The sequence below is a fragment of the Brevundimonas sp. UBA6550 genome, from assembly GCF_002434505.1.
In the GTDB taxonomy this organism is placed as follows: domain Bacteria; phylum Pseudomonadota; class Alphaproteobacteria; order Caulobacterales; family Caulobacteraceae; genus Brevundimonas.
On record NZ_DJKE01000012.1, the window covers coordinates 770,582 to 788,966 of the forward strand.

Consider the following 18,385-nt stretch of genomic DNA (forward strand, 5'->3'; position numbering starts at 1 on the left):
TTGACTGCTGCGCGCCGCCCTTCGGGTCCGGGTTCTTCGCTCCGCTCAGCCCCGGAATGACGAACAGGGTAGCCTGTCCGAAAGCATGTCGGGCGGACCTAGCGCACGATTTCCAGCAGCTCCAGCTTGGCCTCCTGCTTGGGCCAGGGGACGACCAGGCGCCAGCGGTTCTGGCCGATCCGCTCCAGCACGCCCAGCTGGTCGCGCTCGGCCGTCTGGCCATAGCGGGGGTAGGTCGCCTCGTCCCCCCAGGCCTGGGCGCCGACATAGACCAGGCGACGGTCCGTGTCGGGATAGAGCAGCCCCTGCGTCCGCTGCGAGCCGGTGGTCTTGCTCAGGATCAGATCGCCGCCCGGCGTCAACTCGACCGAACAGGCGAACCAGGGATAGTCGACATAGGCCAGACCGCCCCCGTCGCGGCTGCCCATCTTGATCGTGCGGCAGCGATAGGTTCCGGGCGCAGGCTGCAGGCGGCCGCTCTGGCCCGCATTGGGATCGGCCAGCGGCCCCAGGGCCTCCACCTGACGCGAGAACCCGCCCTTCTCGGCCTCGGCGCGGGCCAGCCGCCAGGCCTCGTCCATCCGACCCAGCGCGGAGGCGTCGGCTGGCTTGGCGACCTTGCGCCAGTCGTCGGTTCCGCCCTGCATGCCGCCGCCTGCCGAGGCGTCAGGCGTCGCGGCCTCCTGCTGCTGCGGCGTCGCCGTCGCCTCCGGCGCGGCCTGGGGCGGGACGCCGGCGGCGGGCGCGGACACGGCGGGCGAGGTCTCGGCCGGCCCCGCCGGCCGGTTGTCGCCACAGGCCGCCAGGGCGGCGGACAAGGCTGTCGCCGTGGTCAGGGACAGGATCAACGAGGTGGGGCGCATGGACGTCTCCTTCGATTGCGAGGAAGGAAACGCGGCGGCTGGCCCCCGGTTCAGCCTTGAAGCTCAGGCCGAGGGACGGCCGGGGACCAGTTCGATCAGATCCAGGTTCGATTCGTTCTGCGGCCAGGGCAGGACCAGCCGCCAGCGCGCCTCTCCGATCCGCTCCAGCACCCCGACCAGATCGCGCTCGGGATTGCGGCCATAGGAGTTGGCCGCCGGCTCCTGGGCCAGGGCCAGCGAACCCAGCATCACCATGTGGCGGTCGTTCTCGGGGAACAGCAGGCCGGACGGGCGCTGCGAGCCGGTCAGTTTGGAGAACTTCAGCCCGCGCGGCGTCTGTTCGATGCGGCAGGCGAACCAGCCATAGACGACATAGCCCAGCCCGTCCTCGCCGCCCTGCGACCCCAGTTTGACGGTGCGGCAGCGATAGTCGCCGGGCGGGGGCGTGACGCCGGGCCGGGCGGCCTTGGGCTGGATCAGGTCGCCCAGCCCGTTCAGATCGCCCGATCCGGGCTGGCGATGCGCCTGCTGCAGGGCCAGAGTCCAGGCGGCGTCCACGCGGCGATAACGGTCGCGGTCGCCCGAGGTGATGACGCCGCGCCAGTCCATCAGGGTCGCCGCGCCTGGCGCGCCCGTCGATGCGGGCGGCGGAGGCGGCGGAGGCGGCGGCGGCGGGGTCGCGGCGCAGGCGGCCAGGGTCGCCGCCCCGCCCAGCACGGCCAGGCGCGAGCAGGCGCGGGCGCGAAGACGGGACGAAACCAACCGGACGAACTGACGCATCGAACGCTGACCTTGGGCGGACCTGGGGCGAGATCGGTCCCTTAGGCCCTTTGACGCCGGTCCGCGTCAAGGCCGTCGCTTGTCCGAGGCTGCGACAGAAGGCGCGACAGGGCGTCCGCCAGGGCGTTGAGGTCAAGCGGCTTGGTCAGATAGGCGTCGAAGCCGGCCGCCCGTCCGCGCCGCCGATCCGACGGCGCGACGGCCCCGGTCACGGCCATCACGGGAATGTCGCGCGTGAGCGGATCGGCGTCCAGCGCCGCCTTGACCGCATAGCCGTCCAGGCCGGGAAGGCCCAGGTCCAGCAGGATCACGTCCGGCCTCAGGGCGCGCGCCAGATCCAGCCCCTCCGGCCCCGTGGTCGCGGCGTGCAGCGTCAGCCCCATCGCTTCGGCCGCCTGACGCATCAGGGCGACATTGGCCGGGTTGTCCTCGACATAGAGCGCCGTGGCCTGCGGGCGATCCATCGCCGTCAGATCCGCCCCGGCCGCCGGGAGGGTGAAGGAGAAGGTCGTCGCGCCCCAGGCGTCGCGCGCGGCGTCCAGACGTCCGCCCATCCGCTCGGCCAGCCGTTGCGCCGCACCGAGGCCCAGCATCGTGCCGCCGCGCGCGTCCTGTCCGTCCAGCGGCTGGAATGGCCGGGCGGTCGCCGCGTCGGGCGAGCGGGCGGGATCGTGGACATCGACCGTCACCCGGTCCCCCTGACGGGCCGCCGTCATCCGCACCGTCGCGCCGGGCTGCGAATGATGCAGGGCGTTGGCGACCAGCCTGCGCAGGATGCGCCGGACGTGGACCGGATCGGCCATTACGATCAGACCCGCCTCGGCCTCTGGACAGCTCAGGGTCGCCCCCGCCGTCTTCGCCTGCGGCTCCAGTCCGTCGCAGACCTGGCGGAGAGCCAGGCGCAGATCGACCCGCTGGAGGAAGGCCGCGGCGCGGGCGTCGCCCGAGGCGACGAACTCGTCGGCCTCCTCGATCAGGGCCAGCAGGACCCCGCCGGCGGCCTCGATCTGACGCAGGCCCTGCGACTGGCGCGTCGTCAGCCGCTCGGCCTCGGCATGGGTGCGCAGCAGCTGGGCGAAACCCATGATGGTGGTCAGGGGCGTGCGAAGTTCGCGCGTCAGGGCCTGGATCACCTCGCCCTTGGCGGCGTCCTCGGCGGTCAGGCGGCGAACCTCGGCCTCGACGACGGCCAGGGCCTGGCGCTGGGCCTCGGCGGCCTGGGCCAACCGATGCGCCAGCTGGTCCCTGTCCCGGGTCAGGCTCTCGGTCGCGCGATGGGCGCGAAGCCACAGCCAGATGCCCGCGCAGGTCCCCGACAAGGCCAGGGACAAAACCCACAAGACGATATCCATGACGCTCTCCCACGCGCCAAGGATGACACGTCAGAGTTGCGATAGGGTAAAACGCCCGCTTGAGTTGTCGTCAGTCCTCGCTGACGGCGGCCTCGGTCTTGCGACGCGGGGCGCGACGGCGGACGGGAGCCTCGGCCTCGCCTTCCGTCGAAACGGCGGGGGCGGCGGCGGCCGGCGCGCGGGTCAGGAAGCCCGGAAGAGCGGTCGGGGCCTCGCCCTCGTCCGACGCGGCGGCGGCGGTGCGACGCGGGCGGCGGGCGGGACGGGCGTCGGCGGCAGGCTCGGCGGCGACCTCCGCAGCCGGTTCCACGGCGGGGCTTTCGATGGCGGGCGCGTCGGTCGGGGCGGCTTCGCCCTCGGCGCGGGCGGCGACGTCCTCGACGCCCTCCTCGCGGTTGTCGAAGCGGCGGTTGCGTTCCTCGCGGCGACGCTCCCAGCGTTCGCGGCGGCTTTCGCGACGACCGCCGCCCTCGCCCTCTGCGCGGGCCTCGCCGTCTTCACGCGGCTCGCGGGGTTCGCGGGGTTCACGCTGTTCGCGGGGTTCACGGTTCTGATCGCGGTCCCGGTCCCGATCCCGGTCGCGGTTGTAGTCGCGGTCACGATCACGGTCGCGCGGCTGATTCTGGTTCTGCTCGGCGCGCTCGGCGGCTTCCTGCGCCTGGCGGTCGGCCGCCTGCTGGGCGGCGACGAAGGCGGCGGCCTGGGCGCCCGATTCGTCCTCGAAATCGATGTCGAAGCCCTGGTTCGACTGTTCGCGCGCGGCGATGTCCGAGAAGGACCGCTGGGGCTGAAGCGCGCGCAGCACGCGGTAATAGTGTTCGGCGTGCTGCTGATAGTTTTCGGCCAGCACCCGGTCGCCGCCGGACGCCGCGTCGCGGGCCAGCTGCTGATAGCGTTCGTAGACGGTCTGGGCGTTGCCCCGGACCTTGATGTTTTCGGGGCCTTGCGAATCCCACGAACGATTCGGATTGGCGTTGTTGGCGTTGTTGGCGCCCGCCTTGTTCCGATTGCGTCCGCGCTGACGCTTCATGCCCTTGAAATCTCTCATTCGCGCTACCGTGTGCAGGGACGAGGCCAGGCCGTTGGCCGGGTTCGTCCGTTTCTGGGTTCCGTCTCGCTCGGGGCCGATCCCCGATTGTCGATCTGTCGGAATGCCTTGTCGCCCGCATGGTGCGCCGGTCCTTTCGGGACCGACCGTCATGATCGGCTCAAGCCGCGAACAGCCGGGTATGCGCCCGTAAAGCTGCGTTTGAGTGGGAGACAGGCCAGACTTAACCCGTGCGCGGCGCCTTTCCAAGGGGGATTCGTCAAAGCGTCGCACCGCGTCTTTAACAGCCGCGCTTTGCCGCGACCGCTCCGCTGGGCTAGGCATGACCTTCGAGACGACGAAGAGGCTATCTATCCATGCGCGTTCTGGTTCTGGGCGGCGACGGTTTCTGCGGCTGGCCGACGGCCCTGCATCTGTCGGCCGAAGGTTGGGACGTCACCGTCGTCGACAACCTCAGCCGCCGCAACATCGACAACGAGCTGGAGATCCAGTCCCTGACGCCCATCCGCACCATGGGCGAGCGGATCAAGGCTTGGAAGGCGGTGTCCGGCCGCGACATCGGCTTCGTCAACATGACGGTGGGCAAGGAGTTCGACCGTCTGGTCGCCCTGATCCGCGATCTGGCGCCCGACAGCGTGGTTCATTTCGCCGAGCAGCGGGCGGCCCCCTATTCGATGAAGTCGGCGCGGCACAAGCTCTACACCGTCGACAACAACATCAACGCCACCAACCATTTGCTGGCCGCCATCGTGGAGAGCGGTCTGGACGTTCATCTGGCGCACCTGGGGACCATGGGGGTCTATGGCTACGGCACCGCGGGCCTGCGCATTCCCGAGGGCTATCTGAAGGTGACGGTGGACACCGACCAGGGCCCGGCCGAGCAGGAGATCCTGTTCCCGCCCAATCCGGGCAGCATCTATCACATGACCAAGACCCAGGACGCCCTGCTGTTCCAGTTCTACGCCAGGAACGACCAGCTGCGGATCACCGACCTGCATCAGGGCATCGTCTGGGGCGCACAGACGCGCGAGACCCGAATGGACGAACGGCTGATCAACCGCTTCGACTATGACGGCGACTACGGCACGGTGCTGAACCGCTTTCTGATGCAGGCGGCCCTGGGCCATCCGCTGACCGTGCATGGATCGGGCGGCCAGACGCGGGCCTTCATCCACATCCAGGACACGGTGCGCTGCGTCGAACTGGCGCTGAAGAACCCGCCGCGTCGGGGCGAGCGGGTCAAGATCCTGAACCAGATGACCGAGAGCCGCCGGGTGCGCGACCTGGCCCGGATGGTCGCCGACATGACCGGCGCCGAGATCCGCAACCTGCCCAATCCGCGCCAGGAGGCCGACGAGAACGATCTGGTGGTCGCCAACGACCAGTTCCGCGAACTGGGGCTGAAGCCCATCACCCTGGCCGAGGGGCTGATGCAGGACGTGACCGACATCGCCCGCCGCTACGCCGACCGCGCCGATCTGGCTCGGGTGCCGTGCGTCTCGGCCTGGAACCAACGCCGCGCCGAGGCGCTGCAAAACGACGGAGCGCCGGCCGTCGCCGCCCCCGCCCAAGCCCTGTCCGCCTGATCTTTCGCCGCCCGAGTTCCGATCCGATGCCCGACGCCCCCGCCCTGAACCTGCTGGTCTTCGGCGGCGGCTATGTGGGGCGGGCGACGGCGCTGGAGGCGATCCGGCGCGGCGGCCGGGCTGTCGCCACCTCGCGCGATCCCGAACGTCGCCGCGCGCTGGAGGCCGAGGGGATCGCGGCGCTGGATCCCGGCGACGCCGCCGCCCTGAAGACCGCGCTGGAGGCCGCCGGCGCCGTCCTGATCACCGCCGCGCCCGACGCCCACGGCTGCCCCGCCCTGCGCGCCCTGGGGCCGCTGGCCGGCGACGCCTGGCCCGACTGGATGGGCTATATCTCCTCCACCTCCGTCTATGGCGACCGGGCGGGCGGCTGGGTGTTCGAGGACGGCCCGCTGAACGCCGCCAATCTGGAGGGCGCGCGCCGCGTCCGGGCCGAGCGGGACTGGCTGGACGGGGCGCAGGGCATGGGCCTGACCGTCCAGATTTTCCGCCTGCCCGGCTTCTACGGCCCGGGCCGCAATGTGGTGGAGCGGTTGCGCGACGGCTCGGCCCGGCTGGTCAGAAAGCCTGGCCAGATCTTCAACCGCATCCATATCGACGACATCGTCTCGGGCCTGTTCGCCTCGATGGCCCGCCCGCGGCCGGGGGCCGCCTACAACCTGACCGACGACGCGCCCGCGCCCGCCGATGTGGTGATGGCATGGGCGGCGGACCGCATGGGCCTGCCCCGCCCGCCCGAGGTCGACTGGACCGACGAAAGCGTCAGCGAACCGATGCGTCGCTTCTATCTGGACTCCAAGCGTGTCTCCAACGCCCTGGCCAAGGCCGAACTGGGCTGGCGGCCCGCCTATCCCAGCTGGCGTGAAGGGCTGGCGACGCTGATGGACGCGCCGCCGCCGCTGCGGTTGGTGAGCTAATCCCGAGAAACGGTCGCGCGCTCAAGCCGCGAGTGACCGCGTCGCGATCATAGCGCGCTTAAAAGGGCAGCAGGTTGCGCTGACGGCTGTAGCTCATGGTGCCGACATTGGCGCCCAGACGCAGGCCGACGCCGGTGCGGATGGGGGCCAGCACGATGCCGTCGGCGCGCTGATAGTTCACGCCCAGGCCCGCCACCAGATAGGCCGAACCCTCGATGCCCGGATAGCGGCGATAGATCATGTCGGGGTGATACAGGCCATAGACCAGGGTGAAGACCCGGCTGGCGTTGCCGCCCCAGTCCCAGCCCACCGAGGCGCCCTGCCAGAACACCTCCTGCGAGGCCGACAGGTCCTTCATGTGCAGGGCGCCGCGTCCGTAACGCGCGCCCACGACCACGGCGCCGGAGCCTTCCTCGCCCGCGATATAGGCGGTGGGACGGTCGCCCTGATCGGCGAAGACGCGCTCGATGGCGCCGCCGACGACCTCGGCCGCGATGCCCAGCTCGCGCGACCCGGCCGAGACCAGTTCGTCGAAACTGTAGGCCTGGGCCGTCTGGTCCGAAGCGATGGGATAGTTGGGATCGCGCGCCGGCGCGGTGGCGCAGGCGCCCAGGGACGACGCCCCGGCGGCGGTGGCCAGGCCGGACAGAATCAGTTGACGACGATGCATGAAGGGCGCTCCGAAAGACGGCGAGAGGACGGCCGGCTGAGACGCCGAACTTGACGCCACCGTCCCCGACCTTTGCGGCAGCCTTGCGGCTTCAAGGTTAACGGGGACTTACCGGACGGCGCTGGCGGCGAAGTCGGCGCCCGCCAGTTTGGCCACGCACGTCATGACCGGCGGCGCGGTCGGATCGTTGACGAAGTCGAACGCCATCCGCCCTCCGCAGGCGTTGAAACTGGCGCCGTGGCTGAGGCCCGGCATCTGCACGAAATAGGCTTTCGGCATGTTCGCCAGCAGCCGCCGCCCCCATTGAGGCGGGGTGGAGGGATCGAACTCGCCGGCGAGGATCAGGGTGGGGGCATCGCTGCGCACGGCCTGGTTTTCGACCGCCGACGCCGCGGCCACGTTCCAGGCGGAGCACATGGCCGGCGACGCCGTGCGGGCGTCCATGCCGCCCAGACCATAGTCCGGCGACGTCTGCGCCCGGACGCGGTCCGCGTCCTGAAACGGCGCCTCCTCGCCGCACCAGACCGACAATCGCAGCCCCCAGGTGAAGGTCGAGGGGCCTTGGGCCTGTGTGATCCAACCGCCGATTTCCTCATACCGGCCCTGCCGCGCGGCGCCCACGGCGCGCGGGATGAGAGGGATCAGGCGCGGGTTCTGCAACGCCATGCCGACGGCCTGGGCGACTTGGGCTCCCCTTGCGTCTATCGAGGCATCGGCCAGACCGAAGGGCAGGCGTTCCTTGTCGGCCCTGGCCACCAGGGCCTGGAAATCCGCCCTGGGGTTCGGCCAGGCCGCCGCGCACGCGGGGTCCACGGCGCAACCGTCAAACGCCGCATTCAGCGCCCGCCAGCTGTTGGCGCTGGCGGTCTCGTCATAGTTCACCTCGGGCGGCAGGGCGGAGTCCAGCACCATCGCCCGAACCGACGCGGGATGCCGTCTGGCGACCGTCAGGGCCAGCCGCGTGCCATAGGACAGGGCGTAGAGGTTCAACTGACGATAGCCCAGGGCGAGGCGAAGATCCTCGATGTCGTCGGCCACCTCCGCCGAGGTATAGCCGTTCAGGTCCACGCCTGCGTCCGCCAGTCGGGCGCGACAGGCGGCGGCTGCGGCGACCAGGGCCGCCTCGGCGGCCTCGCCCCTCATCCGACCGGCCCCGATCTCGCCCTTCAGGGCGTTGATGTCCGGGCATTCCAGCGCGGGCTGAGCCAGGCGCGCGCCGCGCGGCTCCAGCAGCACCTGATCGCGGGCGTCCAGGAACGGATTGCTTTTGCCCGACCGCTGTCCGGTCAAGGCGCTGTTGCCGGGACCGCCCGTCAGGAACATCACCGGATCGGATGCCGGCTGGGCCGCGCGGCTGCGGAAGATGATGACGGGCAGCCGGATCGTTCGACTGTCCGCCGCCGACCTGTTCTCCGGGACGGTCAACGTGCCGCAGTCGATCTTTTCGTCGCTGGCGACCTCGACGGCGCAGGCGCCCGGCTCGAACACCGCGCGCGTCTGCGGCGTTTGCGCATACGAAACGCCGGGAAGGGCGCCGGCAAACGCCAGGCACAGTGTCAGCATCCTCAAGGCGCGGCCTCCCCGGTTCGCCGGGACCGTCGCGGCTTGCGGGCGGCGGGGCAACTTAAGGATCGGTAACGCCGTCAGCGGCCGGCGTCTCCCTGACGCCGTTCGCCGATCATCGCCGAAGCGCGCGATGCAGTCCTGGATCTCGTCCAGGACCGCATCATGGACATCAGGCCCGCAGCCTGCCGCCCTGCTTTTCCACCGCCGCCACGACCTTGGCGGTCAGGGCCTCGATCTCGGCGTCGGTCAGGGTGGCGTCGCGGGGTTGGAGGACGACCTCCAGGGCGACGGACTTGAAGCCCTCGTCCACGCCCTTGCCGCGATAGACGTCGAAGACGCGGACATCGGCGATCAGGGCCTTGTCGGCGCTGCTCGCGGCGCGAACCAGGTCGCCCGCCGGCTTGGCGTCCTCGACCACGAAGGCGAAGTCGCGGGTCAGGGGCATGAAGGCCGACAGGTCGGCGGACCCGCGCGCCTTGCCCGCTTTGCCGCGCGGCTCGGGCACATTGTCCAGCACGATCTCGAAGGCCAGCATGGGGCCGTCGGCGTCCAGCGCCTTCAGGATACGCGGGTGCAGTTCGCCGAACTCGACCATCACATTCTTCGGCCCCAGCTGCAGCCGGGCCGAACGGCCGGGGTGCCACCAGTCGCGGTTCTGCCCCTGCACCAGTTGCAGCGAGGCGACCGGGGCGCCGATCTCCTCCAGCACGGCGGTCAGATCGCCCTTCAGCGCGAACAGCGGGGTCTCGCCCGCGCCCTCCCAATGCCGGGCGGCGTGGGGGGCGACCAGGCCGGCGATGACGGTGCGCTGATCCTTGGGCCCGTCGCCCAGATAGATGGGGCCGATCTCGAACAGGGCGGCGTCGGCGAAGCCGCGCGCGGCGTTGCGGGCGGCGGCCTGGATCAGGTTCGGCAGCGCCGAGGGGCGCATGCAGTCCAGATCGGCGGCGATGGGGTTCTCCAGCACCAGACGATCGTCGCCGCCGCCGAACAGCACGGCGGTCGACTGTTTGGTGAAGGACCAGGTGACGGCCTCGGCGTATCCCAGCGACGCCAGGGCGCGGCGGGCGGTGCGGACGCGGGCCTGGCGCGGGTTCAGCACCCCGCCCGCCGGAACGGCGACCGGCGGCAGGGCCACGTCGGGCAGGCTGTCGAAACCCTCGATCCGCGCGACCTCTTCGACCAGATCGGCCGGCCCCTCGACGTCGCGGCGCCACGACGGCGGGGTGACGACCCACGGTTCGGCCTGACCGGCGGGGGCGGCCTGAACCAGAAAGCCCAGTTGGCCCAGAATGGTCCCGATCCGGTCGTCGGCCAGGTCCATGCCCGTCAGCCGCTTCACATGGGCCGGGTCGAAGGCGAAGGGGGCAGGGTTCGCAGGCGGTTCGCCCACGAAGACGATGTCGGACGGCTCGCCGCCGCACAGGTCCAGGATCAGGCGGGTGGCCAGCTCCAGCCCCGGCGTGACCGAGACCGGATCGACGCCGCGCGCGAACCGATATTGGGCGTCGGAATGGATGCTGAGCGCGCGCCCCGTCTGGGCGATCACCAAGGGATCGAACCAGGCGCTTTCCAGGAAGACGTCGGTCGTGTCGTCGTCGCAGCCGGTCGATTCCCCGCCCATGACGCCGCCCAGGCCGATGGGCCGCTCGCCGCCTGCATCCGCGATGACGCAGTCGGCCGCCGACGCCGCATAGGTCTTGCCGTCCAGGGCGATCAGATGTTCCGCCTCGCCCGTCTCGGCCGACGCCTGCCCCCCGCGCACCACGATCTCGGTGCCCGACAGCTTGGCCAGATCATAGACGTGCAGCGGCCGCGCGCGGTCGTAGGCGATCAGATTGGTCACATCGACCAGCCGGTTGATCGAGCGCAGACCGATGGCGGTCAGACGCTTCTGCAGCCAGGCGGGCGACGGGCCGTTCTTGACGCCCCGGATCACGCGGCCGGCGAAGACCGGACACATCTCGGGCGCGTCCAGCCGCACCGAGATCGGCGAGGGGAAGGCGCCGCGCACCACGGCGATGTCGAAATGCTTCAGCTTGCCCACGCTGGCGGCGGCCAGATCGCGGGCGATGCCGGCGACGCCCAGCCAGTCGGGACGGTTCGGCGTGACCTCGAAGTCGATGACGGGTTCGGCGCCGAACAGGCCGGCGACCGGGGTTCCCACCGGGATTTCCGGCGGCAGTTCCTGGATGCCGTCGCTCTCGTCGGCCAGCTCCAGCTCGGACGCCGAACACAGCATCCCGTTGGACACCACGCCGCGCACCGGCTTCTCGACCAGGGTCACGCCCAGGCCCGGCACATAGGCGCCGATGGGGGCATAGATGGTGGTCAGACCCGCGCGTGCGTTCGGCGCGCCGCAGACGATCTCCTTCATCCCATCGACCGTTTCGACCTGACAGACCTGCAGCCGGTCGGCGTTGGGGTGACGCTCGGCGGAGACGATCTTTGCCACGGTGAAGGGCGCCAGCTTGGCGGCGGGATCGAGAACCTCCTCGACCTCCAGCCCGGCCATGGTCATGGCCTCGGCGATCTGGTGGACGTCCGCCTCGGTCTCGAGATGGTCCTTCAGCCAGGAGAGGGTGAATTTCATGCCGCCGATCCCGCGTTCGGACCCGCCACGGTCGGCACCGCCGCCAACTGCTCCAGGATGTCCTTCGCGCCGGTGAAGCCGACGTTGTAGAACTCGCACCCAACGAAGGTGCAGTCATGCATGGGCACGGTGCCCAGCGCCTTGTCGCCCATCGGCTGAAGCAGCAGATTCTTCATGCCGCCGCGCGGGTCGCCGAAGTTGGTCTCGTCAAAGGTCGTGCCGCCGCCGATCAGGATGATGGCCGGCCCTTGAAGACGGCACCCCGTGAAGGTTCGACCGACGATGGCGCCCTGTTGCTGGTGGGCGGCGTAGAGGTCGTACAGATTGATGTCGACATCGGCGAAATCCGTTTGCGTCAGCGACTTGGCGACGCTCATGGGGCGGGTGATCGGCAGGCGGCTCATGCCTGGGCCGCCTGGGCGCTGAGCAGGTTTTCTTCGATCTGCTGCAGCAGTTCCGGTGATCCGGTGAAGCCGACTTGGACGAAGCGGCAACGCACGAAGCGGCAGTTGGACATGCCCACCACGCCCGCGATCATGTCGCCTAGGGGCTGCAGAAGCAGGGTGCGCGGGTTTCCGGCCACGCCCATGTTGCAGCCGTCGAACGTCGTGCCGTTCATGACCGCCATCACGGCAGGCCCCTCGATCAGGCATTCGGTGAAGGTCTTGTCCTCGATGAAGGTCTTGCCCGCATTCATGTGATGCACGGCCAGAGACGGCAGCCACACGGCCTCCTTCTCAAAGGTCGTGCGCGCCACCAGTTCGCGGCCGAACTTCTCGTCAGGCGACATCGGCGTTTCGGTTTGATCGGTCATCTTGAAACTCGTTCAGCTCAGGCCCAAGGCCGGGTTGGGGGCGGCGAAGGCGGAGAAGCCGTAGTGGGCCAGCCAGCGGGTGTCGGCCTCGAACATGGGGCGCAGGTCCGGCACGCCGTATTTCAGCATGGCCAGCCGGTCCACGCCCATGCCGAAGGCGAAGCCCTGGTATTCGTCGGGGTCCAGGCCGCAGTTGATCAGCACATTGGGATGCACCATGCCGCAGCCCAGAATCTCCAGCCAGTCGTCGCCGGTGTTGAACACCAGCTTTCCGCCCGAACGGTCGCACTGGATGTCCATTTCCGCCGACGGCTCGGTGAAGGGGAAGTGGTGCGGCCGGAAGCGCGCCTGAACCGCGTCCAGTTCGAAGAAGCGGGCGATGAAGGTCTGAAGCGTGGTTTTCAGATGACCCATGTTGATGTCGCGGTCGATCACCAGACCCTCGATCTGATGGAACATCGGCGTGTGGGTGGCGTCCGAATCCTTACGGAAGGTGCGGCCCGGCGCGATGATGCGGATCGGCGGCTTTTGCGACATCATGGTGCGGACCTGCACCGGGCTGGTGTGGGTGCGCAGCACCTTGCGCTCGCCCGTTTCCGGGTCGGGCTTCAGGAAGAAGGTGTCGTGCATCTCCCGCGCCGGATGTTTGGGCGGGAAGTTCAGGGCGGTGAAGTTGTGGAAGTCGTCCTCGATGTCCGGGCCTTCGGCGACAGCGAAGCCCATCTCGGCGAAGATGGCGATCATCTCGTCCATCACCTGCATGGTGGGATGGACGCCGCCCTTGCGACGCGGACGCGCCGGCAGGGTCAGGTCGATGCGCTCGGCCTGAAGCCGGGCGTCCAGTTCGGCGGCCTCCAGCTCGGTCTTCCTGGCCGCGATGGCCGAGGCGACCCGGTCGCGCAGGCCGTTGATGATCGGCCCCTGCTCGCGCCGCTGATCGGGGCTCAGGGCGCCCATGCCCTTCAACAGGCCGGAAACCGAGCCGGACTTGCCCAGGGCGGCGACGCGCACCTCCTCCAGGGCGGCGACGGTTTCGGCGCCGCCGATGGCGTTGATCAGTTCGAGTTCGAGTGTGGCGAGATCGGTCATTTGGGCCGTGCCTTAGCGGGCCTGAGCGATTTCGTCACCCTTCAAGGCGCGGTTTGGCCCGTCGCGATGGCCTGAAGCTCCGACGCCGGGGCCGCATTGGCCGCCGCGATCCAGGCGGGCGGCTTGGGCTCCCAGCGGATGGGCCGGCCGTCGGTCCGGGTCCAGCGGTGCAGCCAGGACACGCCATTGGCCGCCACGAAGGCGTCGGCGTGGGCGTAGATCGGATCGGCCAGGGCTTCCTCCAGCGGCACGAAACGATATCCGCGCGCCAGATAGATGGCATGGATCTGCGGATAATAGGCTTGGTTCAGGCTGTTGGCGTGCAGCAGCAGAACCTGGGCCGGTTCGCGCCCGCCCGTGATCTCGGCGCTATAGGGTTCAAGGAAATCCAGCACCGTCGCCATGTGCGCCACATAGGCCGCGCCGATCCGCCGTTTCAGCGTCTCGTCGCCGATCTGCTCGGCCTTGCGATAGACGTCGGCGAACATCCAGTCGTTGTTGTCCAGGGTGACGGGCGCGATCGTATAGCCGCGCTGGGCCAGGCCGGCGGCGATAGCGTCGTGCTTGGCCTGGGTCTCGCCGGTGAACAGATAGGGATGGCGGAACCAGCGCAGACGCATCCCCCGCGCCTCCAGCGCCGCGCGCACGACGGGCGCCCCCGCATCGACGTCGGCCAGATAGGCGTCGGCCGTCGTGCGGTGGATGCTGATATGGCTGAACGTGTGGTTGCCCAGGTCCAGCCCCGCATCCAGCCAGACGTTCAGCACCTGCGGCAGGAGGGCGTCGCGTTCCGCATCGCACAGCCGGCCCGCATTGACGAAGGCGGCGCCGTGGGTGTCCAGCGGCTTCAGCATGGCGGCGAAGTCGCGGGTGATCGCAATCACCCGGGCGGGATCGCACAGCGCGGCGGCGTCCGCCTGGAACGGCAGGTCGTCGAAGGTGACGGCGACGCGCCGGTCCTGCGCCATCGCTGTCTGAGTGAGCAGAAGGGCCGTCGCCAGGCCGCAGATCAGGGCGCGCATCATGGGCCAAGCCTAGCGGCTGAACCGGACCGTGGGAACGCGGATTTCTCGATGCGCGCTTTTTCGATCCGTCCACGGATCGACTGTCGAAAACCCGCCGCGAAAGGTTCATGAACCGCAAAGCTGGCGTTAAATATCCGCCTCTAAGGCGAGGGCGGAACAGGTGGGGACCTTGATGCCGCTGATCGGTGATTTCGTCGACTTGATCGCGCCGGTGGCGCCGTCCACCCTGGGTGCAGAGGTGTTCGAACGGTTTCAGAACGAGCCGAACACCCTGGCCCTGGCCGTGGTGGACGACGGCGGCCGCCCGTTGGGCGTTATCGAACGCAACGCCTTCACCCTGCGCATGGCGGCCGAGTTCGGACGCGCCCTTTACGCCCGTAAACCGGCCGAAAGCCTGATGGACCGCAATGCGCCCGTCGCCGAGGCCTCGACCAGCGCGGAAGCCTTTTTCCAGGCCTATGACGCCGCCGAACTGGGCGCCCTGCTGGGCGGCTTCATCGTGGTGTCGAACGGGCGCTACGTCGGGGTCGGCACGGCGCTGCAGATCGTTCAGGCGGGCGCGGCGCTCCATCGCCAGCGCGCCGAGGAAATGGGCGCCCTGGCCCGCGACCTGGCCCTGGCCGAGGCCGAGGCCGTCGCCTCCAGCCGCGCCAAGTCCGAATTCCTGGCCGTGATGAGCCATGAGATCCGCACGCCCCTGAACGGCGTCCTGGGCGTCGCCGCCCTGATGGACAAGAAGCTGGAGCAGGAAGAACTGCGCCCCTATGTCCGCACGGTGATCGATTCGGGCCAGAGCCTGCTGCGCCTGCTGACCGACGCCCTGGACATGTCGCGCGCCTCGGCCGGGATGCTGACCCTGGAGGAGGAGCCGCTGGATCTGTCGGCCGTCGCCTTCGACATCGACGCCCTGTGGCGGGCGCGCGCCGAAGAGAAGGCCCTGACGCTCGGCGTCCGCACCGACCTGGCCATCCCCTTCGTCCAGGCCGACGGGATGCGGCTGAAACAGCTGCTGAACAATCTGATCGGCAATGCGCTGAAGTTCACCCTGACGGGCGGGGTCTCGGCCCTGATCGAAAGCCGCGCGGACGGCCAGGTGATCCTGACCGTGGACGACAGCGGTCCGGGCGTGCCCGAGGCGGCCGCCGCGACCATCTTCGAGCCGTTCAACACCGGAAAGGCGGGCCGCGAGGGGGCCGGGGCGGGCCTGGGCCTGGCCATCTGCCGCCAGATCGCCGAGCGGATGGGCGGCGACATCGCGCTGGGCGCCTCGCCCCAGGGCGGCGCGCGGTTCCAAGTGCGCCTGCCGCTGCGCCCGGCGATCCAGGGCCAGGCCGCCGCGCCGGACATAGTCGCCCCCACCCCGCACCCGACGCTGCATGTGCTGGTGGTGGACGACAACGCCGCCAACCGTTTCGTCGCCGGAAAGCTTTTGGAGATGTTCGGCTGCACCGCCGAAATGGCCGAGAACGGACGCGAGGCCGTCGCCGCCGTCTCGGCCCGCCCGTTCGACCTGGTGCTGATGGACATCAAGATGCCGGTGATGGACGGGGTCGCCGCGACCCGCGCCATCCGCGCCCTGCCCGCCCCCGTCGGCGCCCTGCCCATCCTGGCCCTGACCGCCAACGCCGACGAGCGCGACGAGATGGATTATGTCGCCGCCGGCATGAACGGGGTGGCGCAAAAGCCGATCCAGCCCGACGCTCTGCTGAACGCCATCCGCCTGGTGATGACCGCCGCCGCAGAGGCCGCTCTGTCTCAGGCGGCCTAGTGGAGGGCGTCCGCAGGACGCCCGGAATGACACCCAGCGGCGCTTCTAAGCCCCAGACACGAGAACGCCCGCCCCGGCGAACCGGAGCGGGCGTTGATCTTCGTCGCTGTGACCTAGCTTACGCCAGGGCGGCGCGGACCTTGTCGGCGACGGCCTTGAAGCCGGTCGCATCGGCGGCGATCGACGCCAGAACCTTGCGGTCCAGTTCGATGCCGGCCTTGTTCAGGCCGTTGATGAACTGGCTGTAGGTGAAGCCTTCCAGGCGGGCCGCAGCGTTGATGCGCTGGATCCACAGGGCGCGGAAGTTGCGCTTCTTGGCGCGACGGTCGCGATAGGCGTATTGCCCGGCGCGGTCGACGGCGGCCTTGGCCGTACGGATGGTATTCTTGCGGCGGCCGGAGAAGCCCTTGGCCTGCTCCAGAACCTTCTTGTGCTTGGCGTGCGAGGTTACGCCACGTTTAACGCGAGCCATTTTTTGTTCCCTTCGGGAAGTCCCTATCGTTCGCCGCTCGGCGGCTTACTGCTTGAGGGACTGTCAGTTCAAATTCGATACGGAAGATGGTCTTTATGCAGCGCGCCGATCAGGCGTACGGCATGTAGGACTTGATCTTCTTGGCGTCGGCGTCGGCCATGACCGAGGTGCCGCGGTTCTGGCGGATGTATTTCGAGTTGTGGCTGATCAAGCGGTGACGCTTGCCCGCAACGCCGGCCTTCACCTTGCCAGTGGCCGTGAATTTGAAGCGCTTCTTGGCGCCCGACTTCGTCTTCAGTTTCGGCATTTCAGTCTCCTTTTTGGAGAGGCCGCCGCCCGTCAGGCTGCATGAGCCCGCTGGGTGAGGTGTCTCTCCAGAGTTTAAGAACCGCCCAGGCATGCCTGTTCGCCCGACGGTTCGGTACGCGAAGGCGCGGCTTCTACGCCAAGACGCCCCGCGACGCAAGACGAGTCAGTTCAACGGCTTGGCCGCCGCCTGCGCCCGCCGGATCGCCCGCCCGGCGTTGATCGCCATGACGGCGGCCGGGATGGTCAGCAACGCCCCGATCAGGAAGGGCCAGTCGCGCCCCAGACCCGAGAACAGGGCGCCGGCGACCATCGGCCCGAAGATGCGCGCCACCGAGCTGGACGCCATGTTCAGCCCCAGCATCGCCCCCTGCCGGTCGGGCGGCGAGGCCCGGCTGATCATGGCCGAGATATTGGGCATGGCCAGCGACATGCCGCACGCCCCCACCGCCATGACGATGGGAATGATCCAGCCCTGCACCAGGGGGATCGAGACGGCCCCAAGCTCCAGCCGCATCGCCGGGAACCAGGCGACGGGGGCCAGCACCTGCAGCACCAGCGAGGTTCCGAACAGCAGCATCCCGGTCGCCAGCACCCGCGATTCTCCGAACCGCCGCGCCAGCCGCCCGGCCAGGAAACCCTGGTTCAGGGTGGAGATCACCCCCACGATCATGAAGCTGAGGCCCACCTCGCGCGCGCCCCATTGATAACGGCTCTCGGCCCACAGGCCGAACACGCTCTCCATCGCCGAAAACCCGGCCATATAGATCAGGGTCACGACCAGAACGCGCGACACCACGTCGTTGTCGCGCGCGGCCTTCAGGCCCGACAGAAAGGCCGGGCGCGGCGCCGCCGGATCGGCCTTGGCCCGGCTCTCGCGCAGGAAGACGATCACCCCGACCGCCGCCAGGGCCGCCAGGGCCGCCGCCAGGAAGATCGGCAGCTGATAGCCGATATGGCCCAGCTGCGGCTGGGTCAGCAGGCCGCCCAGCCCCGGCCCGACGATGAAGCCCAGGCCGAACGCCGCCCCGATCAGCCCCATCCGCCCGGCCCGCTGCTCCGGCGGCGTCACGTCGGCGACATACCCCTGGACCGTCGAAATATTGCCGGCCCCAAGGCCGGTGAACAGCCGCACCGCGATGGCCAGCCAGATGTTGGGCACGAAGGCCAGCATCAGATAACCCAGCGCATTGGCGATCAGGGTGATCAGCAACACCGGCTTTCGCCCGATCCGATCCGACAACCGCCCCCAGAACGGCTCGGCGAAGAACTGTCCCAGCGAATAGGCCGAGAACATTAGCGTGATCTGCCACGCCTCGGCCTTCAGGCTCTGCGCGAAGAAGGGCAGCAGCGGAACCACCAGCCCGAACCCGACCAGATTGATGAACACCACCGCAAACAGCACGGCCAGGGCGGGGGTCTTCAGCTTGGGCGGGGACGCGGTCATGCCGAACGCTTAGCGCGACAAGCCCGGCCTAGCGAGCCGTTGTTTGGTTCACCGTAAGTTCGATTAATTCGGGCGATATCAACTTCCCG

General features: G+C 69.3%; 17 protein-coding genes. 3 read left to right on the forward strand and 14 right to left on the reverse strand.

What is annotated here, in order from left to right; all coding sequences use genetic code 11:
* Positions 1 to 98: 98 nt before the first annotated feature.
* The 4 genes from B3Z70_RS17055 to B3Z70_RS17070 form a co-directional block, all read right to left on the reverse strand.
* Entirely contained in the window at positions 99 to 863 is a 765-nt protein-coding gene (locus tag B3Z70_RS17055; RefSeq protein ID WP_292045948.1) for a DUF4893 domain-containing protein, read from the reverse strand.
* Between the two features lie 63 nt (positions 864 to 926).
* Positions 927 to 1,643, reverse strand: a complete 717-nt coding sequence (locus tag B3Z70_RS17060) for a DUF4893 domain-containing protein (protein ID WP_292045949.1) — start codon at positions 1,641 to 1,643, stop codon at positions 927 to 929.
* A 41-nt stretch (positions 1,644 to 1,684) separates the two neighbouring features.
* Positions 1,685 to 2,995: a hybrid sensor histidine kinase/response regulator gene (locus B3Z70_RS17065; protein ID WP_292045950.1), complete on the reverse strand. Its 1,311-nt coding sequence runs from the start codon at positions 2,993 to 2,995 to the stop codon at positions 1,685 to 1,687.
* 70 nt (positions 2,996 to 3,065) lie between these two features.
* Positions 3,066 to 4,043: a DUF4167 domain-containing protein gene (locus B3Z70_RS17070; RefSeq protein WP_292045951.1), complete on the reverse strand. Its 978-nt coding sequence runs from the start codon at positions 4,041 to 4,043 to the stop codon at positions 3,066 to 3,068.
* Positions 4,044 to 4,399: 356 nt separating this feature from the next.
* Between B3Z70_RS17070 and B3Z70_RS17075 the strand changes: the two genes are divergently transcribed.
* Both B3Z70_RS17075 and B3Z70_RS17080 read left to right on the forward strand, forming a co-directional pair.
* On the forward strand, positions 4,400 to 5,629 hold the full coding sequence (locus tag B3Z70_RS17075) for an NAD-dependent epimerase/dehydratase family protein (RefSeq protein WP_292019820.1): 1,230 nt from the start codon (positions 4,400 to 4,402) through the stop codon (positions 5,627 to 5,629).
* 26 nt (positions 5,630 to 5,655) lie between these two features.
* The gene (locus tag B3Z70_RS17080; RefSeq protein WP_292045952.1) at positions 5,656 to 6,546 is read left to right on the forward strand and encodes an SDR family NAD(P)-dependent oxidoreductase; all 891 of its coding nucleotides are present in this window, start codon (positions 5,656 to 5,658) and stop codon (positions 6,544 to 6,546) included.
* Between the two features lie 58 nt (positions 6,547 to 6,604).
* Here the strand turns inward: B3Z70_RS17080 and B3Z70_RS17085 are convergent, their stop codons facing one another.
* The 7 genes from B3Z70_RS17085 to B3Z70_RS17115 all read right to left on the reverse strand — a co-directional run bounded on the left by B3Z70_RS17085 (position 6,605) and on the right by B3Z70_RS17115 (position 14,303).
* On the reverse strand, positions 6,605 to 7,216 hold the full coding sequence (locus B3Z70_RS17085) for a DUF1134 domain-containing protein (RefSeq protein WP_292024389.1): 612 nt from the start codon (positions 7,214 to 7,216) through the stop codon (positions 6,605 to 6,607).
* Positions 7,217 to 7,324: 108 nt separating this feature from the next.
* On the reverse strand, positions 7,325 to 8,779 hold the full coding sequence (locus tag B3Z70_RS17090; protein ID WP_292024414.1) for an alpha/beta fold hydrolase: 1,455 nt from the start codon (positions 8,777 to 8,779) through the stop codon (positions 7,325 to 7,327).
* Between the two features lie 172 nt (positions 8,780 to 8,951).
* Complete coding sequence (pheT, locus tag B3Z70_RS17095; protein ID WP_292024391.1) at positions 8,952 to 11,375, reverse strand: phenylalanine--tRNA ligase subunit beta; 2,424 nt, start codon at positions 11,373 to 11,375, stop codon at positions 8,952 to 8,954.
* Complete coding sequence (locus B3Z70_RS17100) at positions 11,372 to 11,779, reverse strand: hypothetical protein (RefSeq protein WP_292024393.1); 408 nt, start codon at positions 11,777 to 11,779, stop codon at positions 11,372 to 11,374. Before B3Z70_RS17100 ends, pheT begins: the two co-directional genes overlap by 4 nt.
* Entirely contained in the window at positions 11,776 to 12,189 is a 414-nt protein-coding gene (locus B3Z70_RS17105; RefSeq protein WP_292024397.1) for a hypothetical protein, read from the reverse strand. Before B3Z70_RS17105 ends, B3Z70_RS17100 begins: the two co-directional genes overlap by 4 nt.
* A gap of 12 nt (positions 12,190 to 12,201) precedes the next feature.
* A complete protein-coding gene (gene pheS / locus B3Z70_RS17110) occupies positions 12,202 to 13,278 on the reverse strand; it encodes a phenylalanine--tRNA ligase subunit alpha (protein WP_292024399.1) in 1,077 nt (358 codons plus the stop codon).
* Between the two features lie 41 nt (positions 13,279 to 13,319).
* Positions 13,320 to 14,303 carry a polysaccharide deacetylase family protein gene (locus B3Z70_RS17115; RefSeq protein ID WP_292024401.1) on the reverse strand — a complete coding sequence of 328 codons (984 nt, stop codon included), beginning with the start codon at positions 14,301 to 14,303 and terminating at the stop codon, positions 13,320 to 13,322.
* 172 nt (positions 14,304 to 14,475) lie between these two features.
* On the opposite strand from B3Z70_RS17115, the gene B3Z70_RS17120 reads away from it, so the two are divergent.
* Positions 14,476 to 16,071: an ATP-binding protein gene (locus tag B3Z70_RS17120; protein ID WP_292024404.1), complete on the forward strand. Its 1,596-nt coding sequence runs from the start codon at positions 14,476 to 14,478 to the stop codon at positions 16,069 to 16,071.
* Between the two features lie 118 nt (positions 16,072 to 16,189).
* Here the strand turns inward: B3Z70_RS17120 and rplT are convergent, their stop codons facing one another.
* From rplT to B3Z70_RS17135, 3 genes are all read right to left on the reverse strand, one after another.
* Positions 16,190 to 16,543, reverse strand: a complete 354-nt coding sequence (rplT, locus tag B3Z70_RS17125) for a 50S ribosomal protein L20 (protein ID WP_292024406.1) — start codon at positions 16,541 to 16,543, stop codon at positions 16,190 to 16,192.
* 109 nt (positions 16,544 to 16,652) lie between these two features.
* The gene (gene rpmI / locus B3Z70_RS17130) at positions 16,653 to 16,850 is read right to left on the reverse strand and encodes a 50S ribosomal protein L35 (RefSeq protein WP_003166435.1); all 198 of its coding nucleotides are present in this window, start codon (positions 16,848 to 16,850) and stop codon (positions 16,653 to 16,655) included.
* Positions 16,851 to 17,015: 165 nt separating this feature from the next.
* A complete protein-coding gene (locus B3Z70_RS17135; protein WP_292024408.1) occupies positions 17,016 to 18,296 on the reverse strand; it encodes an MFS transporter in 1,281 nt (426 codons plus the stop codon).
* Between the last annotated feature and the right edge of the window lie 89 nt (positions 18,297 to 18,385).

Excerpts from the sequence above, each read along its gene's own strand:
- B3Z70_RS17055 (WP_292045948.1), bottom strand. The coding sequence starts at position 863 with ATGCGCCCCACCTCGTTGATCCTGTCCCTGACCACGGCGACAGCCTTG.
- B3Z70_RS17060 (WP_292045949.1), bottom strand. The coding sequence starts at position 1,643 with ATGCGTCAGTTCGTCCGGTTGGTTTCGTCCCGTCTTCGCGCCCGCGCC.
- B3Z70_RS17065 (WP_292045950.1), bottom strand. The coding sequence starts at position 2,995 with ATGGATATCGTCTTGTGGGTTTTGTCCCTGGCCTTGTCGGGGACCTGC.
- B3Z70_RS17070 (WP_292045951.1), bottom strand. The coding sequence starts at position 4,043 with ATGAGAGATTTCAAGGGCATGAAGCGTCAGCGCGGACGCAATCGGAAC.
- B3Z70_RS17075 (WP_292019820.1), top strand. The coding sequence starts at position 4,400 with ATGCGCGTTCTGGTTCTGGGCGGCGACGGTTTCTGCGGCTGGCCGACG.
- B3Z70_RS17080 (WP_292045952.1), top strand. The coding sequence starts at position 5,656 with ATGCCCGACGCCCCCGCCCTGAACCTGCTGGTCTTCGGCGGCGGCTAT.
- B3Z70_RS17085 (WP_292024389.1), bottom strand. The coding sequence starts at position 7,216 with ATGCATCGTCGTCAACTGATTCTGTCCGGCCTGGCCACCGCCGCCGGG.
- B3Z70_RS17090 (WP_292024414.1), bottom strand. The coding sequence starts at position 8,779 with ATGCTGACACTGTGCCTGGCGTTTGCCGGCGCCCTTCCCGGCGTTTCG.
- pheT (WP_292024391.1), bottom strand. The coding sequence starts at position 11,375 with ATGAAATTCACCCTCTCCTGGCTGAAGGACCATCTCGAGACCGAGGCG.
- B3Z70_RS17100 (WP_292024393.1), bottom strand. The coding sequence starts at position 11,779 with ATGAGCCGCCTGCCGATCACCCGCCCCATGAGCGTCGCCAAGTCGCTG.
- B3Z70_RS17105 (WP_292024397.1), bottom strand. The coding sequence starts at position 12,189 with ATGACCGATCAAACCGAAACGCCGATGTCGCCTGACGAGAAGTTCGGC.
- pheS (WP_292024399.1), bottom strand. The coding sequence starts at position 13,278 with ATGACCGATCTCGCCACACTCGAACTCGAACTGATCAACGCCATCGGC.
- B3Z70_RS17115 (WP_292024401.1), bottom strand. The coding sequence starts at position 14,303 with ATGATGCGCGCCCTGATCTGCGGCCTGGCGACGGCCCTTCTGCTCACT.
- B3Z70_RS17120 (WP_292024404.1), top strand. The coding sequence starts at position 14,476 with ATGCCGCTGATCGGTGATTTCGTCGACTTGATCGCGCCGGTGGCGCCG.
- rplT (WP_292024406.1), bottom strand. The coding sequence starts at position 16,543 with ATGGCTCGCGTTAAACGTGGCGTAACCTCGCACGCCAAGCACAAGAAG.
- rpmI (WP_003166435.1), bottom strand. The coding sequence starts at position 16,850 with ATGCCGAAACTGAAGACGAAGTCGGGCGCCAAGAAGCGCTTCAAATTC.
- B3Z70_RS17135 (WP_292024408.1), bottom strand. The coding sequence starts at position 18,296 with ATGACCGCGTCCCCGCCCAAGCTGAAGACCCCCGCCCTGGCCGTGCTG.